General features: G+C 71.5%; 17 protein-coding genes. 11 read left to right on the top strand and 6 right to left on the bottom strand.

What is annotated here, in order from left to right; all coding sequences use genetic code 11:
- Positions 1-108: 108 nt before the first annotated feature.
- Both BFV98_RS19565 and BFV98_RS19560 read right to left on the bottom strand, forming a co-directional pair.
- Positions 109-2,931 carry a transglycosylase domain-containing protein gene (locus BFV98_RS19565; protein WP_013289361.1) on the bottom strand — a complete coding sequence of 941 codons (2,823 nt, stop codon included), beginning with the start codon at positions 2,929-2,931 and terminating at the stop codon, positions 109-111.
- A gap of 194 nt (positions 2,932-3,125) precedes the next feature.
- Positions 3,126-3,572 carry a DUF5318 domain-containing protein gene (locus BFV98_RS19560; RefSeq protein WP_013289362.1) on the bottom strand — a complete coding sequence of 149 codons (447 nt, stop codon included), beginning with the start codon at positions 3,570-3,572 and terminating at the stop codon, positions 3,126-3,128.
- A gap of 174 nt (positions 3,573-3,746) precedes the next feature.
- Between BFV98_RS19560 and BFV98_RS19555 the strand changes: the two genes are divergently transcribed.
- Together BFV98_RS19555 and BFV98_RS19550 are read left to right on the top strand one after the other, a co-directional pair.
- Positions 3,747-4,385, top strand: a complete 639-nt coding sequence (locus BFV98_RS19555; protein ID WP_013289363.1) for a PadR family transcriptional regulator — start codon at positions 3,747-3,749, stop codon at positions 4,383-4,385.
- 23 nt (positions 4,386-4,408) lie between these two features.
- The gene (locus BFV98_RS19550) at positions 4,409-5,488 is read left to right on the top strand and encodes an inositol-3-phosphate synthase (RefSeq protein ID WP_013289364.1); all 1,080 of its coding nucleotides are present in this window, start codon (positions 4,409-4,411) and stop codon (positions 5,486-5,488) included.
- 67 nt (positions 5,489-5,555) lie between these two features.
- Here the strand turns inward: BFV98_RS19550 and BFV98_RS19545 are convergent, their stop codons facing one another.
- Entirely contained in the window at positions 5,556-6,035 is a 480-nt protein-coding gene (locus BFV98_RS19545; RefSeq protein ID WP_030269532.1) for a methylated-DNA--[protein]-cysteine S-methyltransferase, read from the bottom strand.
- Between the two features lie 81 nt (positions 6,036-6,116).
- Between BFV98_RS19545 and BFV98_RS19540 the strand changes: the two genes are divergently transcribed.
- Both BFV98_RS19540 and BFV98_RS19535 read left to right on the top strand, forming a co-directional pair.
- The gene (locus BFV98_RS19540) at positions 6,117-6,659 is read left to right on the top strand and encodes an NfeD family protein (protein WP_013289366.1); all 543 of its coding nucleotides are present in this window, start codon (positions 6,117-6,119) and stop codon (positions 6,657-6,659) included.
- A 25-nt stretch (positions 6,660-6,684) separates the two neighbouring features.
- Positions 6,685-8,193 carry a flotillin family protein gene (locus BFV98_RS19535; protein ID WP_013289367.1) on the top strand — a complete coding sequence of 503 codons (1,509 nt, stop codon included), beginning with the start codon at positions 6,685-6,687 and terminating at the stop codon, positions 8,191-8,193.
- A gap of 57 nt (positions 8,194-8,250) precedes the next feature.
- On the opposite strand, the gene BFV98_RS19530 is transcribed toward BFV98_RS19535, so the two are convergent.
- Together BFV98_RS19530 and BFV98_RS19525 are read right to left on the bottom strand one after the other, a co-directional pair.
- Positions 8,251-10,287: a S8 family serine peptidase gene (locus BFV98_RS19530; RefSeq protein WP_071097348.1), complete on the bottom strand. Its 2,037-nt coding sequence runs from the start codon at positions 10,285-10,287 to the stop codon at positions 8,251-8,253.
- A 176-nt stretch (positions 10,288-10,463) separates the two neighbouring features.
- Positions 10,464-11,924: a CCA tRNA nucleotidyltransferase gene (locus BFV98_RS19525; RefSeq protein ID WP_047892729.1), complete on the bottom strand. Its 1,461-nt coding sequence runs from the start codon at positions 11,922-11,924 to the stop codon at positions 10,464-10,466.
- A 132-nt stretch (positions 11,925-12,056) separates the two neighbouring features.
- Here BFV98_RS19525 and murJ point away from each other — a divergent pair, with 132 nt between their 5' ends.
- The 7 genes from murJ (at position 12,057) to BFV98_RS19490 (ending at position 20,327) form a co-directional block, all read left to right on the top strand.
- A complete protein-coding gene (murJ, locus tag BFV98_RS19520) occupies positions 12,057-13,805 on the top strand; it encodes a murein biosynthesis integral membrane protein MurJ (protein WP_071097346.1) in 1,749 nt (582 codons plus the stop codon).
- Positions 13,806-14,215: 410 nt separating this feature from the next.
- On the top strand, positions 14,216-15,826 hold the full coding sequence (locus BFV98_RS19515) for a protein kinase family protein (RefSeq protein WP_041784380.1): 1,611 nt from the start codon (positions 14,216-14,218) through the stop codon (positions 15,824-15,826).
- Positions 15,827-15,869: 43 nt separating this feature from the next.
- Positions 15,870-16,574, top strand: coding sequence for an RNA polymerase sigma factor SigM (sigM, locus tag BFV98_RS19510; RefSeq protein WP_030269539.1), 705 nt, complete (start codon positions 15,870-15,872; stop codon positions 16,572-16,574).
- Positions 16,571-17,512 (top strand): hypothetical protein, encoded by a 942-nt coding sequence (locus BFV98_RS19505; RefSeq protein ID WP_071097344.1) that lies wholly within the window; start codon positions 16,571-16,573, stop codon positions 17,510-17,512. Before sigM ends, BFV98_RS19505 begins: the two co-directional genes overlap by 4 nt.
- 176 nt (positions 17,513-17,688) lie before the next feature.
- On the top strand, positions 17,689-18,642 hold the full coding sequence (trxB, locus tag BFV98_RS19500) for a thioredoxin-disulfide reductase (RefSeq protein WP_030269547.1): 954 nt from the start codon (positions 17,689-17,691) through the stop codon (positions 18,640-18,642).
- Between the two features lie 38 nt (positions 18,643-18,680).
- Entirely contained in the window at positions 18,681-19,004 is a 324-nt protein-coding gene (trxA, locus tag BFV98_RS19495) for a thioredoxin (protein WP_013289375.1), read from the top strand.
- Positions 19,005-19,166: 162 nt separating this feature from the next.
- The gene (locus tag BFV98_RS19490; RefSeq protein WP_071098942.1) at positions 19,167-20,327 is read left to right on the top strand and encodes an N-acetylmuramoyl-L-alanine amidase; all 1,161 of its coding nucleotides are present in this window, start codon (positions 19,167-19,169) and stop codon (positions 20,325-20,327) included.
- A gap of 8 nt (positions 20,328-20,335) precedes the next feature.
- Here the strand turns inward: BFV98_RS19490 and BFV98_RS19485 are convergent, their stop codons facing one another.
- Positions 20,336-21,001 carry a hypothetical protein gene (locus BFV98_RS19485; RefSeq protein ID WP_013289377.1) on the bottom strand — a complete coding sequence of 222 codons (666 nt, stop codon included), beginning with the start codon at positions 20,999-21,001 and terminating at the stop codon, positions 20,336-20,338.
- Positions 21,002-21,115 lie beyond the last annotated feature (114 nt).

The raw sequence follows: 21,115 nt of genomic DNA, 5'->3' as shown, positions 1-21,115 counted from the left end.
CCGTACACCGGGGGTCGCCGTCCCGTCGCGCGCGGAGAAATTCCGGTACGCGAAACGCGGCGGCGGCCGGACCGCTCGGGTCCGGCCGCCGCCGTCAGGTGGTACGCGTCAGTTCTGCCGTGTCGGTGGTGTGCTCGGCAGCAGCCCACCGCCGCCACCGCCACCACCGGGGCGTCCGCCGCCTCCGGGGAGCCCACCCCCGCCGGGGTTGTTGCCACCCTGGTCGCCGCCGCCGGGGTTGCCGCCACCGGGCGTGCCGCCGGGGCAGAACAGACCCAGCGGGTCGCAGTTCGGGCCGCCCGGCTGGCCGGGCTCGTTCGTCGGCGGCGGCACCTCGCCGTTGCCGGCCTCGTCGTCGCCGACGTTCGCGGCGGGCGGGAACTCTTCCTTGTCCTTGCCCTTGAGAGCGTCGTTCATGAAGCGCTGGAAGATGTCACCCGGCATCCGGGCGCCGCTGATGTCCCGGCCGTCCTTGTACTTGATCGCCTTGCGGTCCTTGACGTTTCCGACCCAGACGGCGGTGGCGAGCTGCGGCGTGTAGCCGATCATCCAGGCATCGCCGTTGCGGGTGGTCTTGTCACCGAGTTCCCAGGTGCCGGTCTTCTCGGCGACCTGCCGGCCCTCCTCGAGCTTCTTGTTGATCTGGCCCGGGTACTGCTTCAGCACGGACGTCACGTCGGCGACGATGTCCTTGTCGATCCGCTGCTGCCCCTTGAGCTTCTCCCCGCCGACCGTGTCCCACTTGCCGGTGTCCGGGTTCTGCTTCTGCACCAGCTTCACGAAGTGCGCCTTGTGGTAGACGCCCTGGTTGGCGAACGTGGCGACGCCGTTGGCGTGGTCGAGCACCGTGATCGGGTACTGGCCGTAGCCGAGGACGTGGAAGAACGGCGACGGAGCCAGGTCCTTCGGGTCGGCCTTGGTCAGGTCGTGCGCCTTGGCCGGGTTGGTGTCGGTCTGCCACATGGTGGTGACGCCGGCCTGCTTGGCCATGTCGAGCACCTTGTCCGGGCCGATCTTCTCGGTGATGTAGTAGAACGGCACGTTCAGCGACTTCAGCGTCGACAGTTCGAGCGTGCAGGAGTCACCGCAGGAGACCTTGTCCGCGCCGGCGTTGCTGACCTTGAACTTGGTGCCCTTCGGCGTGAACGCCGATCCCTTCCACCGGGACTTGAGCGAGATGCCTTCCTTCAGGGCGGCGGCGAGCGTGTAGATCTTGAAGCTTGAGCCCGGCGAGTGACCGCCGCTGACCACGCCGTTGTCGACGTTCTTCCCGGCGTAGTCGGTGCCGGTGCCGTTGTCGCCGCCGTAGTAGGCGAGCACCCGCCCGGTCTTCGGGTCGATCGCCACCACGGCGGCCATCAGGTTCGGCGGCTGGCCGGCGAGTTCGGAGCCCTTCTTGGCCCGCTGGGCCGCGGCGAGCGCCGCCTCCTGCATCTTCCGGTTGATCGTGGTGGTGATCTTGTAACCACCCCGGCTCAGCGCCTTGGCGCAGAGCGGCTTCTTCTCGGTCGCCTCGGCCTCGTTGTCGGTGCAGAGGTTCATCTCGCGGATCTCCTGCGAGACGTAGTTGACGATGTTGCCGTACGGGGTGTCGATGCCGAAGCCGCCGCCGCTGTTCTTCGACGGCTTCGCGATGTTCTTCGGGTACTCGGTGGGGTGCTGCGGCGTGTTCGGCGCGTCCAGCCACTTCTCCGTGATCATGCCGTTGATCACGTAGTTCCACCGGTCCAGTGCGGCGGTCGGGTTGATCGCCGGGTCGTAGCCCTGGTGGGTCGCGCTCGGCTCCGGCTGTTTGATCAGTGCGGCAAGCACCGCGGCCTCGGCCACGGTCAGGCTCTTGACGTCCTTGCCGAAGTAGGTCCGCGCCGCCGCCTGGATGCCGTACGCGCCACGGCCGAAGTAGATGACGTTCAGGTAGTGCTGCATGATCACGCGCTTGTCGTACTTGTCGTTCAGCTTGGAGGCGAGGATCGCCTCCTTCACCTTGCGGCCGTACGTGTCCTGGTTCAGGTTCTCGAACGCGTTGCGCGCGTACTGCTGGGTGATGGTCGAGGCGCCCTGCTTGTCGCCGCCGGTGAGGTTGTTCCACGCGGCCCGGGCGATGCCCTTGTAGTCCACACCGGAGTGCTTGTAGAAGTTCCGGTCCTCCGCCGCGGCGACCGCGTGCTGGACGTGCTCCGGAATCTGGTCGATGGTGACCAGCTGGCGGTTCTGGTCGCCGATCCGGGCGATCGCCTGGCCGCTCGAGTCGTAGATGGTGGTGGACAGCGGCGGGATGGTGTCCTCCGGGAGCACCACCTTGGTGGAGTACCAGGTGAAGCTCACCACACCGATGCCGGCGAGCATGATGAACACGGCGAAGCCGGCGATCAGGATGTTGATCCGGCGGCGCTTCTTCGCCCGCGCCGGGTCCTCGCCGCGGCCACGCCGGCCAGGGCCTGCCGGACCGCCGGGACCACCGGGGCCGCCGCCGGCGGCGCCGGGCACCCGGGCGCGGCCACCGACGGCCGCCGCGCCGACGCTCGCGCGTCCGCCCACGCTCGCACGCCCGCCGACGCCGGCCGCGCCGACGCTCGCCGCGCCCACCGAGGCGCGTCCGGCCGGAGCGGCCGGGGAGACGGGCACCGACGCCCGGCCGGCGCCCGCGCGTCCGGAGACGCCGGGTGCCGGCGAGACGGGCACCGAGGCCCGGCCGCCCGCGCCGGCCCGGCCGACCGAGGCCGAGCCTGCCGCCCCGCGCGGCGCCGGAGCGCCACCGACCGAGGCCCGGCCGCCCGCGCCGTACGGTGTCGCGGAGGCGCGCGCCGAGGCGCCGCCCTCAGCCGCGCCGGACCAACCGTTCCCGCCCCGGCTCCCTTCGGAACCGGGGTCGCCGTTCGGGCCCGGGATCTGGGCCCGCCCGCGCGAAGAACTGGGATCGCCGTAGTTCATTCCTCACACCCTGCCGGTCGCGGTGGGGCGCGGGGGCGCCGCCACCGGGTTGCCGTGAGCTGGAACACGGGACGTTACCCGCCGGCCGTGCCAGCGATCGCCCGTCAAATCCGATCTATTCGGACCAATTACGCGTAAAGGCTGTCGATCCTGCCGCCCGGGGAATGGGCCGGCAGCGATCGGGACAGCCGCGTTCACCGTTGCGCCTCTCGCCTTCGCCGAGGGGTGGAGCCGTTGGCCGCGACCGACTCGTCCGCGTCCTCCGCCTCGCCAGCGAGACCGTCCCGGCCGAGCAGGAACTGCTCGACGAGATGGTTCCAGTCGCAGCCGGGGCAGACCTCCACCACGAACACCTGGAACTCACGCAGCGTCATGGCCAGGACGGGCAACTCGGCCCGGGTACGCGCCTGGCCGGCCGACTGCTTGAGTTCGTCACCGTAAATGTAGTGGACGTGGATCAGGTTCTCGCTGCGGCAGATCGGGCAGCGGTGGTCGGTCGGCTCGCCGTGGAAGCGAGCAGCGTTCTTCAGGTACGGCGAGGCGTCGCAGACGTCGTACGTGCCGATCCGCCCGGCGAGCAGTTCACGCAGCACAGCTCGCTTCTGAAGCGAGTAGTCGACGACCTGGCGCTGCGTACGCATGCGGCAAAGGGTACGCGCTCCCGCGAACCCAGGCGACCATGGTCACGATGCGTGATGATCGCGTCGCGTAAGCAGGGGTTTGCCCCATCCTCACCTCTCCGCTAACGTGCGATGTATCGGTTCGATACATCGCGGTGGTTAGCGCTCCGCGCAGGGGGAAAGAGGGGATGGCCCGTGCTCGAGCTCGCCATCCTCGGCCTCCTGCAGGAGGCGTCGATGCACGGCTACGAGCTGCGCAAGGAGCTGACCGCCAAGCTCGGTGCCATCCGGGCGGCGATCAGCTACGGCTCGCTCTACCCGACCCTGCGTCGGCTGCAGGCGGCGGGATGGATCGCCGAAGCCGCCGAGACACCCGCGACCGCCGAGGAGGTTCCCGCGCTGACCAGCCGACGCGGTCGGGTGGTCTACACCATTACCGCGGAGGGCAAGGAACGCTTCGCCCAGCTCATAGCGCAGGCTGGACCCGAGACGTACGACGACACGGGCTTCGGCGTGCACTTCGCGTTCTTCGCCCGGACCGACCAGGCCACCCGGCTCCGGATCCTGGAAGGTCGTCGCCGCAAGATCGAGGAACGTCGCGAAGGTCTTCGTGACGTGCTCGGCCGGGCAGCCGAGCGCCTCGACGCGTACACCCTGGAACTGCAGCGCCACGGGCTCGACGCCTGTGAGCGCGAGGTCCGCTGGCTGGAGGAGCTCATCGCCAACGAGCGCTCCGGCCGGGCCCCCGCCGACCCGCGACCCGGGACGGCCGGTGGCCGAGGAGACAACGACAGCCCGCCCACGCCTGGAACGTCCAGGAAAGAGCGGCCGTGATGAAGAAGAAGGAGGCAGACGCTATGGGCTCCGTCCGCGTCGCCATCGTCGGTGTGGGTAACTGCGCCTCGTCCCTCGTACAGGGCGTGGAGTACTACCGGAACGCCGACCCGAACGACCGCGTCCCGGGTCTCATGCACGTCACCTTCGGCGACTACCACGTCTCGGACGTGAAGTTCGTCGCGGCGTTCGACGTGGACGCCAAGAAGGTGGGCATGGACCTCGCGGAGGCGATCGTCGCCAGCGAGAACAACACGATCAAGCTGTGCGACGTGCCGCCGACCGGCGTCACCGTGCAGCGCGGCCCGACCTTCGACGGTCTCGGCCAGTACTACCGCGAGATCGTCGAGGAGTCGGACGCCAAGCCGGTCGACGTGGCGCAGGCGCTGCGCGACGCGCAGGTCGACGTGGTCGTCTCCTACCTCCCGGTGGGCTCCGAGGAGGCCGACAAGTTCTACGCCCAGGCCGCGATCGACGCCGGCTGCGCGTTCGTGAACGCCCTGCCGGTCTTCATCGCCTCCGACCCGGAGTGGGCGAAGAAGTTCACCGACGCCGGCCTGCCGATCGTCGGCGACGACATCAAGAGCCAGGTCGGTGCCACCATCGTGCACCGCGCCCTGGCGAAGCTCTTCGAGGACCGCGGGGTCGAGCTGCTGCGCACGTACCAGCTCAACTTCGGCGGCAACATGGACTTCATGAACATGCTGGAGCGCAACCGCCTGGTCTCGAAGAAGATCTCGAAGACCCAGTCGGTGACCTCCCAGATCCCGCACGAGATGAGCAAGAGCGACGTGCACATCGGCCCGTCCGACCACGTGCCGTGGCTCGACGACCGCAAGTGGGCGTACATCCGCCTGGAGGGCCGCTCCTTCGGTGACACCCCGCTCAACGCGGAGCTGAAGCTCGAGGTGTGGGACTCGCCGAACTCGGCCGGTGTCATCATCGACGCCGTCCGCGCCGCGAAGATCGCGCTGGACCGGAAGATCGGTGGCCCGATCCTCTCCGCCTCCTCGTACTTCATGAAGTCCCCGCCGGAGCAGTACGCCGACCACGACGCGCACGCGGCCGTCGAGGCGTTCATCGCCGGCGAGATCGAGCGCTGACGCGCTGACACGCACAAGAAGGAAGGCCGGGTCCGCGCGGACCCGGCCTTCTTTCTCTTCGCGTACGTCAGGACCAGGCTCGCCGCAGGGCCACTGACGCCTCCAGCTCCAGCAGCGTCACCTTGCGCGGCAGCCCGCCACCGAAGCCGACCAGCTTGCCGCCCGCGCCGACGATCCGGTGACAGGGCACGATCACCGGCACCGGATTACGGTTGCAGGCCACCCCGACCGCCCGGGCGCCTCCGGGGTCTCCGACCGCCTTCGCCACCTCGCCGTAGGTCTTCGTCTCCCCGTACGGGATGCGTGTCATCTCCCGCCACACGGCGCGCTCGAACTCGGAGCCCCGGGGTGCCGACACCGGCACGGTGAACTCGGTCAGCTCACCGGCGAAGTACGCCCGCAGCTCCGCCACCGCCAGCCGGGCCACCGCGTCGCCGGGTTCGCCTGACGCCCCGTCCACCCGGCCGAAGTGCGCGCCGCGCACCGCGTCGTCGTCGGTGCCGACGGAGAACTCGCCGATCGGGGAGTCGAGCACGGTCCAGCGCATGCCACCCATTGTCGCGCCCACGCCGACATTCTCCCCGGCCGGTTCCCTGAGGGCGGGCTGGACGACCGCTGAGCGAAGTCGATGTTGCACGGCGTCGATACCGTGCAGGTCATGGCCACCGGGACGCTCATCTTCCTGATCATCGGCGGGATCGGTGTCGGCGTGCTGACCCTCGCCCTGCTCGGCTCGGGAGTGCTCCACCTCGGCCAGCCGGACGTCGACGGGCCGGTGTCGCTGGAGGCGGCCGCCGGGTTCACCGGGGCGTTCGGTTTCGGCGGCGCGATCGTCAACGAGCTGCTCGGGGGTCGTACCCCCGGAATGATCGCGGCGGCGGTGGCCGGCGGCGCGCTCGCCGCCGTGCCCACCGGCTGGCTGGCGGCGCGGCTGAGCCGCGCGGCCCGCAACATGCGCACGGACGCCACACCCACCCGCGACCACCTGGCCGGCGCGATCGGCCTGGTGGTGACGCCGATCCCCAGCGGCGGCTACGGCGAGGTGCGGGTACGCCTCGCCGGCCAGCCGGTGAAGCTCAACGCCCGCGCCGACGGGCCGATCGCGGTCGGCACCCGGATCTTCGTGGTCGAAGCACTGAGCGAGACCAGCGTGCACGTCGAAACCTACTGACACCACCACACAGACGGGAACGCCCATGCCCCTGCTCGTCGCCATCGGCGGCGCGGTCCTCCTCGCCGTCGTCCTCGTTCTCTTCGTGTTGTCCCGGATCAAGGTGGCCGGGCCGAACCAGGCGTTCATCGTCACCGGCCGCAAGGGCCGCACCACCCAGTCCGCCGACGGAGCCCGCTCCACCGACATGTCCGGCCAGAAGGTCGTGCTCGGCGCCTCGGTCTTCGTGCTGCCGGTGGTGCAGAAGCTCCAGTCGCTCGACCTGTCCAGCCGCCGGATCGATGTCAGCATCCGCGGCGCGGTGAGCAAGCAGGGCATCCGCACCGAGCTGCACGGCGTGGCGATCGTGAAGGTCGGCGGCACCGAGGACGCGATCCGCGCCGCCGCCCAGCGCTTCCTGAACCAGCAGGAGGAGATCGACAACTTCACCCGCGAGGTGCTCGCCGGCGCGCTGCGCTCGATCGTCGGGCGGCTCACCGTCGAGGAGATCATCCGGGACCGGGCGGCGTTCGCCAGCGCGGTCGCCGAGGAGGCCGAGCACTCGATGACCAACCAGGGCCTGGTGCTCGACACGTTCCAGCTCCAGGACATCTCGGCCGAGGGCTCCTACCTCCAGGACCTGGGCCGGCCGGAGGCGGCCCGGGTGCTCAAGGACGCGGCCATCGCCGAGGCGCGGGCCCGGCAGCAGGCCGAGCAGGAGCGGCTGCTCGCCGAGGAGGCGATCGCCGAGGCGAACCGGAACCTGGCGCTCAAGCAGGCCGGCATCCAGGCCGAGATCGACGCGGCGAAGGCGAAGTCGGCGGCGGCCGGGCCGCTCGCGCAGGCCGAGCGGGACCAGGCGATCCTCTCCGAGCAGCAGAAGGTGGCCGAGCGCAACGCCGAGCTGAAGCAGCGCCAGCTCGACACCGAGGTGCGCAAGCCGGCCGACGCGGCCCGGTACAAGGTCGAGCAGGAGGCCGAGGCGGCCCGCAACGCGGCGGTGCTCAACGCCGACGCGCAGCGGCAGGCCACCATCGCCGCCGCGCAGGCCTCCGCCGAGCAGGCCCGCCTCACCGGTGAGGGCGAGCGGGCCCGGCGGGCCGCGCTGGCCGAGGCTAACGCGATCGAGGGCGCCAAGGAGGGCGAGGCCGAGCAGCGCCGTCGTTCCGCGATCGCCGAGGCGGTCGAGCGGGAGGGCCAGGCCGAGGCCGCGGCCATCCTGGCCAAGGGTCAGGCCGAGGCCGACGCGATGGCCCGCAAGGCCGAGGCGTTCGCCGCGTACGGCGAGGCGGCCGTGCTGGACCTGCTGGTCAAGGTGCTGCCCGAGGTGGTCGGTGCGGCCAGCGCCCCGATCGGCGCGATCGACAAGATGACGGTGATCTCCACCGACGGGGCGTCGTCGCTGACCAAGTCCGTGGCCGGCAACGTCGCACAGGGCCTCCAACTCGGCAGCGACCTGACCGGCATCGACCTGGCCGGGCTGCTGGCGCGGCTGGGCAGCAGCGCCCAGCACAACGGCAAGACCACAGTGGACGGCACCACGGTCACCCCGTGACGACGGACGCCCGCCGGTTCCCCTCGGGAGCCGGCGGGCGTCGTGCGGTGGTACGGGTCAGAGCACGGCGACGACGAACTTCTCGCCGGCGCCCAGGCCGAGGGTCGGGCTGTTCCAGTCGATGGTCCGGCTCGCGATGAGCTGGCTGGTGCCGGCGCTGCCGGCGGTGACCGCCTTCTCGTTGATGTTCGCGTACAGGTAGACCGAGCCGTCGGCGTTGTAGTCGAGGAACGACATCCCCTCCCACGCGCCGATCGAGGCGCCCCGCGCGATCAGCGGCTTCGCCCCGGCGCTCTCCGCCGTCACGAACTTGCCGTTGATCTGGGCCTTCAGACCGAAGGTGCCGTAGCCGTCACCCACGTTCACCAGCTCGTACTTCTCCCAGGCGCCGACGGTCGCCGAGCGGGCGATCAGCGGCTTCGCCCCGGCGCTCTCCGCCGTCACGAACTTGCCACTGGCCACCGACTTGATGCTCACGAGGGGTGCCGGGGCGTCGAAGTCGAACTTCTCGGCGGTGCCGATCGCGGTCTTGCTCGCGATCAGCGGGGAGGTGGCGCTCGGCGCGGTGACGTACTTGCCGTTGATCGCCGCCTTCAGGCTGATCGTGCCGTCGGTGTTGTCGACGATCTGGAACTTCTCCCACGCGCCGATGGTGGCCGAGCGGGCGATCAGCGGCTTCGCCCCGGCGCTCTCCGCCGTGACGAACTTGTTCGTGACCCGCGCCCGCAGGCCGAACAGGCCTCCGCCGGCGTCGACCACGTCGTACTTCTCCCAGGCGCCGATCGAGGTGCCCCGGGCGATCAGCGGCTTCGTCCCCGCGCTCTCCGCGGTGACGTAGCGGCCGTTGCCCCGGGCCTTGAGCCCGTACGAGCCGCGGGCCGTCACGGCCGAGCCGATGTGCAGCAGCCGGTCGGTGGAGCCCATGATGTCGTGCACCGCGCCGCCGATGCCGGTGGTCACGACCGAGTCGCGCACCTGCTGCGGCGACCAGCCCGGGTGCTCCTCCAGGAGCAGCGCGGCGGCGCCCGCCACGTGCGGGGACGCCATCGAGGTGCCGTTCATCGACTCCGAGCCGGCGCTGGTGCCGGCCTTGGCCGAGACGATGCCGGTGCCGGGGGCGAACAGGTCCAGGCACCGGCCGTAGTTGGAGAACCAGGCGCGCATGTCGACCCGGTCGGTGGCCCCGACGGTGATGGCGGCGGGCACGCTCGCCGGCGAGGAGCCGCAGGCGTCCTGCATGCTGTTGCCGGCCGCTACCGCGTAGGTGATGCCGGAGGCGATCGAGCGGGCGACCGCGTCGTTGACCGCCTGGTCGACGCGGTCGACGCCGAGGCTCATGTTCGCCACGGACGGCCCGGTGGCGTTCGTGGTGACCCACTCGATGCCGGCGATCACCTGCTCGGTGTCGCCCTGGCCGGAGCAGTCGAGGACCCGGACGGCGACCAGGTCGACGGCCTTCGCGACGCCGTACGTCGTACCGCCGATCGTGCCCGCCACGTGCGTGCCGTGCCCGTCGCAGTCCTGCGCGACGTCGTCCTGCTCGACCGCGTCGTAGCCGTTGCGGGCGCGCCCGCCGAAGTCCTGGTGGTCGATGTCGATGCCGGTGTCGATCACGTACGCGGTCACCCCGGCGCCGGTCGACGGGTAGGTGTACCTGCCGTCGGTCCGGGTCTTGAGCTGGTCGATGCGGTCCAGACCCCACGGCGGGGTGGTCTGGGTGCCGGCGGTGCTCCAGCGCTGGACCTGCTGGACGTACTCGACGTCCGGGTCGGCGGCGAGCCGCGCGGCCTGCCGGGCGTCCATGGTGGCCGAGTAGCCGTTCAGCGCCTTGCCGAAGACCCGGCGGACGGTGCCGCCGTGCTCGCCGGCCAGCGCGGACGCGGCGGACTTCACCTTGGCCGGGGTGGTCTTGCCCTTCTTGAGGACCACGATGTAGCGGCCGGGCACCGCCTCGGCCGTGCCGGCGCCACGGACCGACGGTCGCTTCGGGTCGGCGAGGGCCGGCCCGGCGACGGTGGCGCAGAGGATGGAGGTGGCGCTGGTGAGGGCGAGCCCCACGAGGGCGGAGCGGCGCAAGCCGCCACGACGTGTCACGAATTGTCTCCCCGTGTCCAGCGACCGTCCGGATCGGACGGGCGGATGAATCAGAACAGCCGCATCTGTCGATTCGGCGGCTGCCGATGACTCATCATGCGGGAGACATCGACCGAAGCGGGTCAACCGTTCGGTCGACACGCCGGCGTATCGTCGTCAGATCCGCGGCGCCGGCCTCAGCCGGTGATGCCCTCGTCGCGCGCCCAGCGCAGCAGCTCCGCCTCGGCCTCGTCGCGGTCCAGCGGCCCGCGTTCCAGCCGCAGCTCCTTGAGGTACTGCCAGGCGCGACCGACCACCGGCCCCGGCGGTACGCCGAGCAGCTCCATGATCGCGTTGCCGTCCAGGTCGGGCCGGACCCGGGCCAGGTCCTCCTCGGCGGCGATCCGGGCGATCCGCTCCTCCAGCGCGTCGTAGTCGGCCGCGAGCTGGGCGGCCTTGCGCCGGTTGCGGGTGGTGCAGTCGGAGCGGGTCAGCTTGTGCAGCCGGGACAGCAGGTCACCGGCGTCGGTGACGTACCGGCGGACCGCCGAGTCGGTCCACTCGCCCCGGCCGTACCCGTAGAAGCGCAGGTGCAGCCCGACCAGCTTGACCACCTGGGAGGTGATCTCCTTGGAGTAGCGCAGCGCCTTCATCCGGTTCTTGGTCAGCCGGGCACCGACCACCTCGTGGTGGTGGAAGCTGACCCGGCCGTCCGCGCCGACCGCCTTGGTGGCGGGCTTGCCGATGTCGTGCATGAGCGCGGCCATCCGCAGCACGAAGTCGCAACCGTCGGACTCCATCGACATGGCGTTGCTGACCACCGTGAGCGTGTGCTCGTAGACGTCCTTGTGCTGGGCGTGCTCGTCGATGGTGAGCTTCAGCCCGGTCAGCTCGGGCAGGAAGCGCTCGGCCAGCCCGGTGTCGACGAGCAGGCGCAGCCCGGTGATCGGGTCGGCGCCGCAGAGGAGCTTGGTGAACTCGTCCCGGATCCGCTCGGCGGTGATCCGGTCCAGGTCCGCAGCCATCTCGGTCATCGCCGCGCGGACGTCCGGGTGGACGGCGAAGCGGAGCTGCGCGGCGAACCGGGCCGCGCGCAGCATCCGCAGCGGGTCGTCGCGGAACGACTCCTGCGGCGTTCCCGGGGTACGAATGATCTTGGCGGCCAGATCGGCCAGTCCGCCGTACGGGTCGGTGAACCGGTGGTCCGGAAGACTGACCGCCATCGCGTTCACCGTGAAGTCGCGGCGCTTGAGGTCCTCGGTCAGGCTGGTGCCGTACTGCACCACCGGGTTGCGGCTGACCTGGTCGTAGACCTCCGCGCGGAACGTGGTGATCTCCAGGTTGAGGCCGTCGCGCTGGCAGGCGATGGTGCCGAACTCGCGTCCGGTCTCCCAGATCGACTCGGCCCAGCCGCGGATGACCTTGATGGTCTCGTCCGGGTGGGCGTCGGTGCAGAAGTCGAGGTCGTTGCCGAGCCGCCCGAGCAGCGCGTCGCGGACGGATCCGCCCACCAGGTGCAGTTCGTGACCGGCCCGGGCGAAGCGCCGGCCCAGCTCGTCGGCGACCGGTGAGACTCGGAGCAGTTCGGCGACGGCGTTGCGCTGCGCGGCGGTCAGTTCGCGGCGGTCGGCGGCGTGGGAGGCGGAGGCTTCGGACATGGGATCGCCAGCCTATCGGGCCGGAGGTGGATCGACCGCGCCGGGCGCGGGTAACGGGCCCGGGTTGACTAAGGTTCCGGTTGAGCGGGGCCGGCCGGGCCCGGTCGCCACGTACCCCCTGGAGGCTGGCAGATGAGCGGCGGGCTCTACCGCAGCGCGAACGCGCACGGCGGCGGCCTGCCGCCGGACGACGGCGCCACCTTCATCTCCGCCGAGCCGCTGAACCAGCCCGGCGTCGAGGCCGTCGCGCCGCCGCAGGAGGTGGTCGCCGAGACCAGCGCCGCGGCGAACAGCGCGGTGATGGCCGTCGGCAGCCTGGTCAGCCGGGGTACGGGGTTCATCCGCAACCTGATGATCGGCGCCGCGCTCGGCACCATGGTCGGCGACGCGTTCACCACCGCCCAGTTCCTGCCCAACCAGGTGTACGAGTTCCTGCTCGGCGGCGTGCTGACGAGCGTCCTGGTGCCGGTGCTGGTGCGCCGCCGCAAGATCGACGCGGACCGGGGCGAGGCGTACGCGCAGCGCCTGCTGACGCTCGCGGTACTGGCGCTCGCCGCGACCGCGCTGATCGCGGTGCTGCTGGCCCCGGTGCTGACCGCCGTGTACGCGGCCGGCGGCGACGACCCGGCGTACACCACGCTCGTCACCCGGCTGTCGTACCTGATGCTGCCGATGCTGTTCTTCACCGGCATCAGCGCGCTGATCGCCGCGGTGCTGAACACCCGGGGACACTTCGCCGCCCCGATGTGGGCGCCGATCCTCAACAACCTCGTGTCGATCGGCACGTTCGGCCTGTACATCGTCGTCTTCGGCGCGACCGGTCTCCGGCCCGACGAGGTGGGCTGGGACCGGATCCTGCTGGTCGGCGGCGGCACGCTGCTGGGCGTGGCGGTGCAGGCGATCGGCCTGCTGCCCGCGCTGCGCAAGGTCGGCTTCCGGTGGAAGGCACGGTTCGACTTCCGCGAGCTGGGGCTGCGCGAGCTGGCCCGGCTCGGCGCCTGGATGTTCTGCTACGTCGCGGTCAACCAGCTCGGCCTCTTCGTGGTGGTCAACCTGCTCAACCGGGCCACCGGCGGGGACGGCGAGAACGCCGGCCTGCTGATCTACAACAACGTCTTCCTGCTGCTGATGATGGCGCACGGCATCATCGCGGTCTCGATCATCACGGCGCTGATGCCCCGGATGAGCGCGGCGGCGGCCGAGAACCGGTTCCACGACGTCACCGCCGACCTGTCCCGCGGCACCCGGATGGTCACCGCGGTGCTCGCGCCCATCGCGGTCTGCTACGCGGTGCTGGCCGCCCCGATCTCGGTGGTGGTGTTCCGGTACGGCGCGTTCACCGGCGACAACGCGGTGGCCACCTCGACGGTGCTGCTCGTGGCGGCGCTGGGCCTGGTGCCGTTCGCGGTGAGCCAGCTCTTCACCTTCGCGTTCTACGCGTTGCCGGACACCCGTACCCCGGCTCTGATCAACATCCCGGTGGTGGCGCTGCGCGTCCTGCTCCAGGTGGGCCTGTTCCTGCTCTTCTCGAACACGTTCGCGGCCGCCGGGATGATGCTCGGCAACGCCGTGTCGTACCTGGCGGCGGCGATCATCTCGGCGATGCTGCTGCGGCCCCGGGTGGGCCGGATCGGACTGGGCGGGATCATGCGGACGCTCGGCCGGGTGGTCGTGGCGGCGCTCGGCGCGGCGCTCGTCGGCGTGCTCGTGGTGGCTGTGCTCCCCGGCGACCCGGCGAGCCTGAGCTGGCTCGCCGCGGCGGTCCAGTTGGTGATCGGCGGCGCGGCGATCGGCGCGACCTATCTCGGGCTCGCCATGGTGCTGCGGATCGGCGAGATCACCGAGGTGGTCGGGATGGTCCGGCGGCGCCTCGGGCGTTGACCCCCTCGGTGACCGACGGTGAACGAGGATCACCAGGCTGGGGATACGGCTGTGGATAACTTGGAATTCCGCCGTCCAATGGGCCTCTCGGCCTGTGGACAACCAACCGTACGGACGAGGGAGCGCAGGCCGGGGCGGGGAAAACCTCCCCGTCTCCGCACCGGTACGCCCCTGTGCCGCCTCGTTGCCGCCAACCTTTAGATTGACGGTGCGTGTCCGGCTCGCCCGCCGGGTGGGCGGGCGACCCGGCCGGGGCCCGTGGCGACTGGCCTTCCGGCCGGTCACAGCGGGAAGATGACATGTCGGAGAACCGGGCATCCCGGGTAAGGTCGCTCTCGACGGGTACGACCGGGATCGGCGCGGGTGTCGAGACCGCCGGCCGTTCCACCGAAGGCAGAGCGGGAAGCCACATGCCCAGCAGCACGGGTCCATCGATCGACGCGATCACCGAGGGAGGACGGGTGACCCAGGTCGGCGAGGGTCAGGAAGCGGAGGAGACCTCTCCTGCGGTCGTGACCTTCGGTGCTCCCACTGTCGGTGAGCTGCTCGCGGAGCGGTACGAACTGGTCGAGCACATCAACAACGACAGCGCGGGCCGGCTGGTCTGGCGCGGTGTCGACGTGGTGCTCCGCCGTCCCGTCGCCGTGGTCCTCCGCTACCCGGGTGGCGACTCCGCCACCGAGATGCTTCAGGCCGCGGTCGCCGCGAGCCGCGTCATCCACCCCAACCTGGTCGGCGTCTACGACGCGATCGACGAGGACGACCGGGCCTACGTGGTCCGCGAGTGGGTCGACGGGCAGTCGCTGCGCGAGATGGTCGCCGCCGACGGGCCGCTGGACCCGGCCCGGGCCACCGCGATCGGTAACGCCGTCGCGAGCGCCCTCGCCGCCGTGCACGCCACCGGCATGGTGCACGGCAACCTCCACCCCGGCACCGTCATGATCAGCGACGACGGCCGCGTGGTGCTCGCCGACGCGCGTACCGACGGCGCGGACAGCCAGGAGAACGACCTGCGCGCGGTCGGCGGGGTGCTCTACTTCGCCCTGACCGGGCACTGGCCGCACGGCGAGGCCCCGCTGCACGGCGCCACCGCCGGGCACGGCCGCGCCGCCCTGCCGGACGCCGTCCGGGACGCCGGCGGCGCCATCGCCGCGCCACGGCAGATGCGCGCCGGTGTGCCGGCCTACCTCGACGACCTCACCATGGACCTGCTCGACGCGGAGATCCCTCCGCCGTCGTCGGACGTGCTGGCCGCCGAGCTGAGCCGGCTCGACATCCCCGCCGACGAGCAGTTCCTGGAGCAGGCCGGTCCGCTGCGTTTCACCGCCGAGCCCGGCGAGGAACCCTCACCGCTGGCTGCGGCCGGCGGTCGCAAGGTCGCCATCGGCATCGCCGGTCTGCTGGCGGTCGCCCTGGTCGGGCTGCTCATCGGCATCAACGCGCTCGGTGGTGGCGACGACGGCGACAAGGAGCCGGTCGCCCAGCCGTCGAACAGCGCGCCGGCCACCGGGGGCGGCGCCGAGCCCGCCGCGCAGGTCCGCAAGCTCACCATCCAGGACGTACGGATCATCGACCCGGACGGCGACCGCGCCGAGGTGCGCAACGCCGAGAAGGTGATCGACGGGAACGACGACGAGGGCTGGGAGACCAACAGCTACCGCAACAACGGCAAGTTCGGCGGCCTCAAGAAGGGCATGGGTGTCTGGATCGACCTGGGCGCCCCGCACACGGTCAAGCAGCTGGAGGCGACGCTCTCGGCCACCGGTGCCACCGTGGAGCTGCGTACCGGCGCCCGCGGCGACTTCCCGTCCAGCTCCTCCGGCGACAAGCAGCTCGTCAACGCCTACTCGACGCTGATCGGGCCGGCGAACGAGGACGGCGGCACCAAGATGATCTTCAACGCCTTCGAGCCGGACCAGAAGTACCAGTACCTGCTGTTCTGGATCACCAAGCTGCCGGCGAAGGACAGCGGCAACAGCTGGAAGCTCGGCGTCCAGGAGATCGTGGTCCAGGGCTCGTGACCCGGCCGCCGTCCCCGCCGCGCCACCTCCGCCGGATGTGGTGATGGCGGAACGCGACGGCGCGCAGCCCGGCCGCTCCGACCTGGAGCTGCTCCGGGCACACGCGGCAGGCGACCGGGACGCCTTCACCGAGCTGTTCCGACGGCACCGGGACCGCCTCTGGGCGGTCGCGCTGCGGACGATCGGCGACCGCGAGGAGGCCGCCGACGCCCTCCAGGACGCCATGCTGTCGGCGCACCGTGCCGCGGCCCGGTTCCGGGGCGACTCGGCGGTCACCACCTGGCTGCACCGCATCGTGGTGAACGCCTGCCTGGACCGGATCCGGCGGCGGCAGACCCACGCCACCGTCCCGCTGCCCGACGGCGTGCACACCGACGGCGAACCGGGCCGGCACACCGGCGGTCCGGAACCGGCCGCGCCGGCCCACGATCACGACACCGCGCTCGTGGTCCGGCAGGCGCTCGCGGCACTGCCCGCCGAACAGCGGGCCGCGCTGGTCCTGGTCGACGTGCAGGGCTACCCGGTGGCCGAGGTCGCCGCCATGCTCGGGGTCGCCGAGGGCACGGTCAAGAGCCGGTGCGCCAGAGGCCGGGCCCGCCTCGCCGTGCTGCTCGGGCACCTGCGTACCGGCACCGACGCACCGGCCGCCGACGTGCCGCGGCTCACCTCCGGGAACCGCAGACGCCCCGAGGGCGTCGGATCCTCGTCGGGAGCGTCCCGTCAGGCCGTCAGCCAGGAGGAGCCGTGACTTCCCGGGAGTTCAGCGAGGTCGACCACGACCTGCTCGCCGACTACCTCGGCGGGGCGCTGGACGGCACCCCCGAGCAGGCGACAGTGGCACGGCTGGTCGAGCAGGACCCGACGTGGCGTGCCGCGTACGAGAATCTCGCCGACGCGATCGACCTGGTCGGCGCCGACCTGGCCGGCTGGGCCGCGGCCCCCGCGCCGGAGATGCCGCAGGCGGTGGCCGACCGGATCACCGCGGCGCTCGCCGGCGCCGGCCCCGCGCTGCGCGACGGTACGCCGCTCGTGCCGGCGCAGTCCGGCGGCGCGAGCCGGCCACCCGGCACGGCACCCCGTCCCGAACGGCACAGCGGCCCCGGTCGTCGTCCCCGGCGCTGGGCCCGCATCGCCGGGCCGGTGGCCCTGGCCGCGGCCTCGGTCGCCGCGGTGGGGCTCGGTGTCGGCCGGCTGGCCGACCCGGGCGACAGCGGTACGGCCGACCAGGCGGCCCGGGAGGCGGCGCCGATGGCCGGCGCGCCGTACCGGACCACCGGACCGGCAGTGCGCAGCGGCACCGACTGGACACCGGAACGCCTCGCCGGCGCCCGGGCGCCCGCCGGAGCGAAGTCGATCACCGGAGACATGGCCGGTCCGTCCGGCGCGGCGAAGGACGGCGCGGAGACGCCCCTGTCCCCCGATCAGTACCGCCTCGACGCCCTCGGCGGGGTGGACCGGCTGACCCGCCCGGAGACGCTCGCCGCGTGCCTCACCGCGATCGGGGTCGAGCACGGTTCCGGGCCGCTCACCGTGAACATGGTCGACTACGCCCGGTTCCAGGGCGCACCGGCGCTCGTGGTGACGTTCGCGGACGCGGGCGGCGCCCGCTGGGGCTGGGTGAGCGGGCCGGAGTGCGGAGTACCCGGGTCCGGCGCGGACACGCGGTTCCGGACGCGGGTAGGGTGAAAACGCGGTCACGACGCTTGTCCCGCCACGTGACCTGACCCACCGGATGACCGGCTCGGGAATCCCCGCTTCGTACGATGACGTTCTGCAAGTAAGGCGCCGGCGCCCCTGAGCCGTCGGCACTCGGGATCGACATCGGTGCGACCGGTGACGAACACACACATCGGGAGACGGCAGTGGACGAGGTCCGCAACCTGATCATCATCGGCTCCGGTCCGGCCGGCTACACGGCGGCGGTCTACGCCGCCCGCGCCAACCTGAAGCCCCTGGTGATCGAGGGCGTGCAGTCGGGTGGCGCGCTGATGACCACCACCGAGGTGGAGAACTTCCCCGGCTTCGCGGACGGCATCCTCGGCCCCGAGCTGATGGACAACATGCGCAAGCAGGCCGAGCGCTTCGGCGCCGAGTTCCTCACCGACGACGTGACGCGGGTCGAGCTGAAGGACACCGGCGAGATCGGCTCCGACGCGGTGAGCACCGTGTGGGTGGGCGAGACCGCGTACCGCGCGCACGCCGTCATCCTCTCCACCGGTTCGGCCTGGCGTCCGCTGGGTGTGCCGGGTGAGCAGGAATACCTCGGCCACGGTGTGTCGTCCTGCGCCACCTGTGACGGCTTCTTCTTCCGCAACCAGCACATCGTGGTGGTCGGCGGCGGCGACTCGGCGATGGAGGAGGCGAGCTTCCTCACCCGCTTCGCCGAGTCGGTGACGATCATCCACCGCCGCGACTCGTTCCGCGCCAGCAAGATCATGGCGGACCGGGCGCTGGGCAACGAGAAGATCAAGGTCGAGTGGAACTCCGTGGTCGAGGAGATCCTCGGCGACGACGGCAAGGTCAACGGCGTACGGGTGCGCAATGTGCACACCGGCGAGAGCAAGGTGCTCGACGTCACGGGCGTCTTCGTGGCGATCGGGCACGACCCGCGCAGCGAGCTGTTCCGCGGTCAGGTCGAGCTGGACGACGAGGGGTACGTGAAGGTGCAGGCCCCCAGCACCCGTACCAGCGTGCCCGGCGTGTTCGCGGCGGGTGACCTCGTCGACCACACCTACCGGCAGGCCATCACGGCGGCCGGCACCGGCTGCGCCGCCGCGCTGGACGCCGAGCGGTTCATCGCCACCATTCAGGGCTGAGAGTTCCACGAGCAAGGTTCGGAGGAGGAGAGTTCATAGTGGGAGCAACCAAGGCGGTCACGGACGCCAGCTTCGTCAGTGACGTGCTGCAGTCCGACAAGCCGGTTCTGGTCGACTTCTGGGCGGAGTGGTGCGGCCCCTGCCGCAAGGTCTCGCCGCTGCTGGAGGAGATCGCGGGCGAGATGAAGGACCAGGTCACCATCGTCAAGCTCAACATCGACGAGAACCCGGAGACGGCCCGCGCCTACCGGGTGATGTCGGTGCCGACGCTGACCATCTTCAAGAACGGCCAGCCCGTGCAGTCGATCGCCGGCGCCAAGCCGAAGGGCGAGCTGGTCAAGCTCATCGAGTCGGCGCTCTGAGCCGTACCGGCACCGCCGCAACCCCCGTCACCACGCCCGGTGGCGGGGGTTGCGGCTTTCCTGACCTGCATGAACACGAACCCGCCGGGTATCGCCCACGGTACGCTCCGTAAGCATCCGTCGGAGTTCCGGTCCGCCAACGTCCGTGCAGAGGGGGTCGTCGTGCGTCCGATCCGACCCGGTGACCAGGGACCGGCGGTGGCCGAGATCCGTACCGTCCTCGCCAGCCTGGAACTTCTTCCCGCCGAGGCCGGAGGAGACGACTACGACGCACAGACCGAACGCGCGGTACGGGCCTTCCAGCAGTCCCGCGGCCTCAGCGTCGACGGGCGGGTGGGCGCCGAGACCTGGCGGGCGCTCGACGCGGCCCGCTGGCGGTTCGGGGCCCGCGCGCTCTACCACGCCGTACCCGAGCCGCTGACCGGCGAGGACGTCCGCTCGCTCCAGGAACGCCTGCTGGAGATGGGGTACGACGTGGGCCGCGCCGACGCCATCTACGGCATCCGCACCTCCCGCGCGGTGGCGCAGTTCCAGCGGGAGATGGGCCTGAAACCGGACGGCTCGTGCGGGCCGCACACCGTCAACGCGCTGCGCCGCCTCGGCCGCAAGGTGGTCGGCGGGCGCCCGCAGTGGCTGCGCGAGTCCGACGCCATCCGGCAGGCCGGGCCGACGCTCATCGGGCGGACCGTGGTGATCGACCCGGGGCACGGGGGCACCGACCCGGGCGTGGTGGTGCCCGACGGCACGCTGCGCTGGAGCGAGGCGGACCTCGTGCACGACCTCGCCAGCCGGCTGGAGGGGCGGCTCGCCGCCGCCGGCGTACGGGTGCAGCTCACCCGGGGTCCGTCGCCCGGCGACTGCCTGCCGGACGCGGACCGGGCCGAGCTCGCCAACTCGCTCGGCGCGGACGTGTTCATCTCCCTGCACACCGACGGGCACGCCAACCCGGAGGCCGAGGGTGTGGCCACCTACCACTACGGCACCGACAACGGCGTCACGTCGGCGACAGGCGAGCGCCTGGCCGGGCTCGTGCAGCGGGAGATCGTGGCCCGCACCGGGCTGCGCGACTGCCGTACCCACGCCAAGGCATGGGAGCTGCTCCGGCTCACCCGGATGCCCGCGGTACGCGTCGAGGTCGGCTACCTCACCTCACCGGACGACCGGGCGCGGCTCGTCGACCCGCGCTTCCGGGACCGGGTGGTCGAGGCCATCGTGGCCGGCGTGCAGCGGATGTACCTGCCGATCGAGCGGGACGTGCCGACCGGCTCGATCGACGTGAGCGAACTGCGGGCGATCGTGGCCGCCGGCACCGTCGTCGACTGACCCGCGGCTCAGCTCGTCGAGCGGGTGGCGGGTGCCGGGCGGACCGGCCGCAGCAGCGTCTCCGGGCTCATCGAGCCGAGCAGCTTCTCCAGCGCGTACTCGACGTCCGACTTCCAGCTCAGCGCCGTCCGCAACTCCAGCCGCAGCCGGGGGTAGCGCGGGTGCGGCCGGACCGTCTTGAAGCCCACCGAGAGGAAGAAGTCGGCGGGTGCCACGCACGCGCGGGCCGGGTCGTCCGCGTCGTCGCCGAACTTGGCGTCGCCGAACGCCTCGATCGCCTTGATGCCGCGCTTGGTCAGGTCGCGGGCCACGCCCTGCACCAGCATCCGGCCCAGGCCGCCGTCGGCGAAGGCGGGAACCACGTGCGCCGTCATCAGCAGAGCCGCGTCCGCCGAGACCGGTGAGGTGGGAAACGCCATCGAGCGCGGGACGTACGCCGGTGGGGCGTACATGACGAAACCGGCCGGCATGCCGTCGACGTAGACGAGCTTGCCGCAGGAACCCCACTCCAGCAGCGTCTGGGAGACCCACGCCTCCTTCTCCAGGCCCGGGTCGCCTGCCGCGCAGGCCCGCTCGGCGGAGACCGGATCCAGCTCCCAGTAGACGCAGCTCCGGCAGGATCGAGGCAGGTCCTCCAGCGTGTCCAGGGTCAGGCTGACCAGACGTCGCGACATGAGCGCACCCCACCACTAGGCTCGGAGCGCCGGTGAGTCCCGCGCCCTCCTGCTCCCGACGAGCGATCGTACGCCCCCGTCCGGCGGTACGGGAGTGAACGCGCGAGCCCTCGC

The organism is Micromonospora sp. WMMB235, from assembly GCF_001855515.1.
Lineage (GTDB): Bacteria > Actinomycetota > Actinomycetes > Mycobacteriales > Micromonosporaceae > Micromonospora > Micromonospora aurantiaca.
This window is presented reverse-complemented; position numbering and strand designations above follow the sequence as displayed.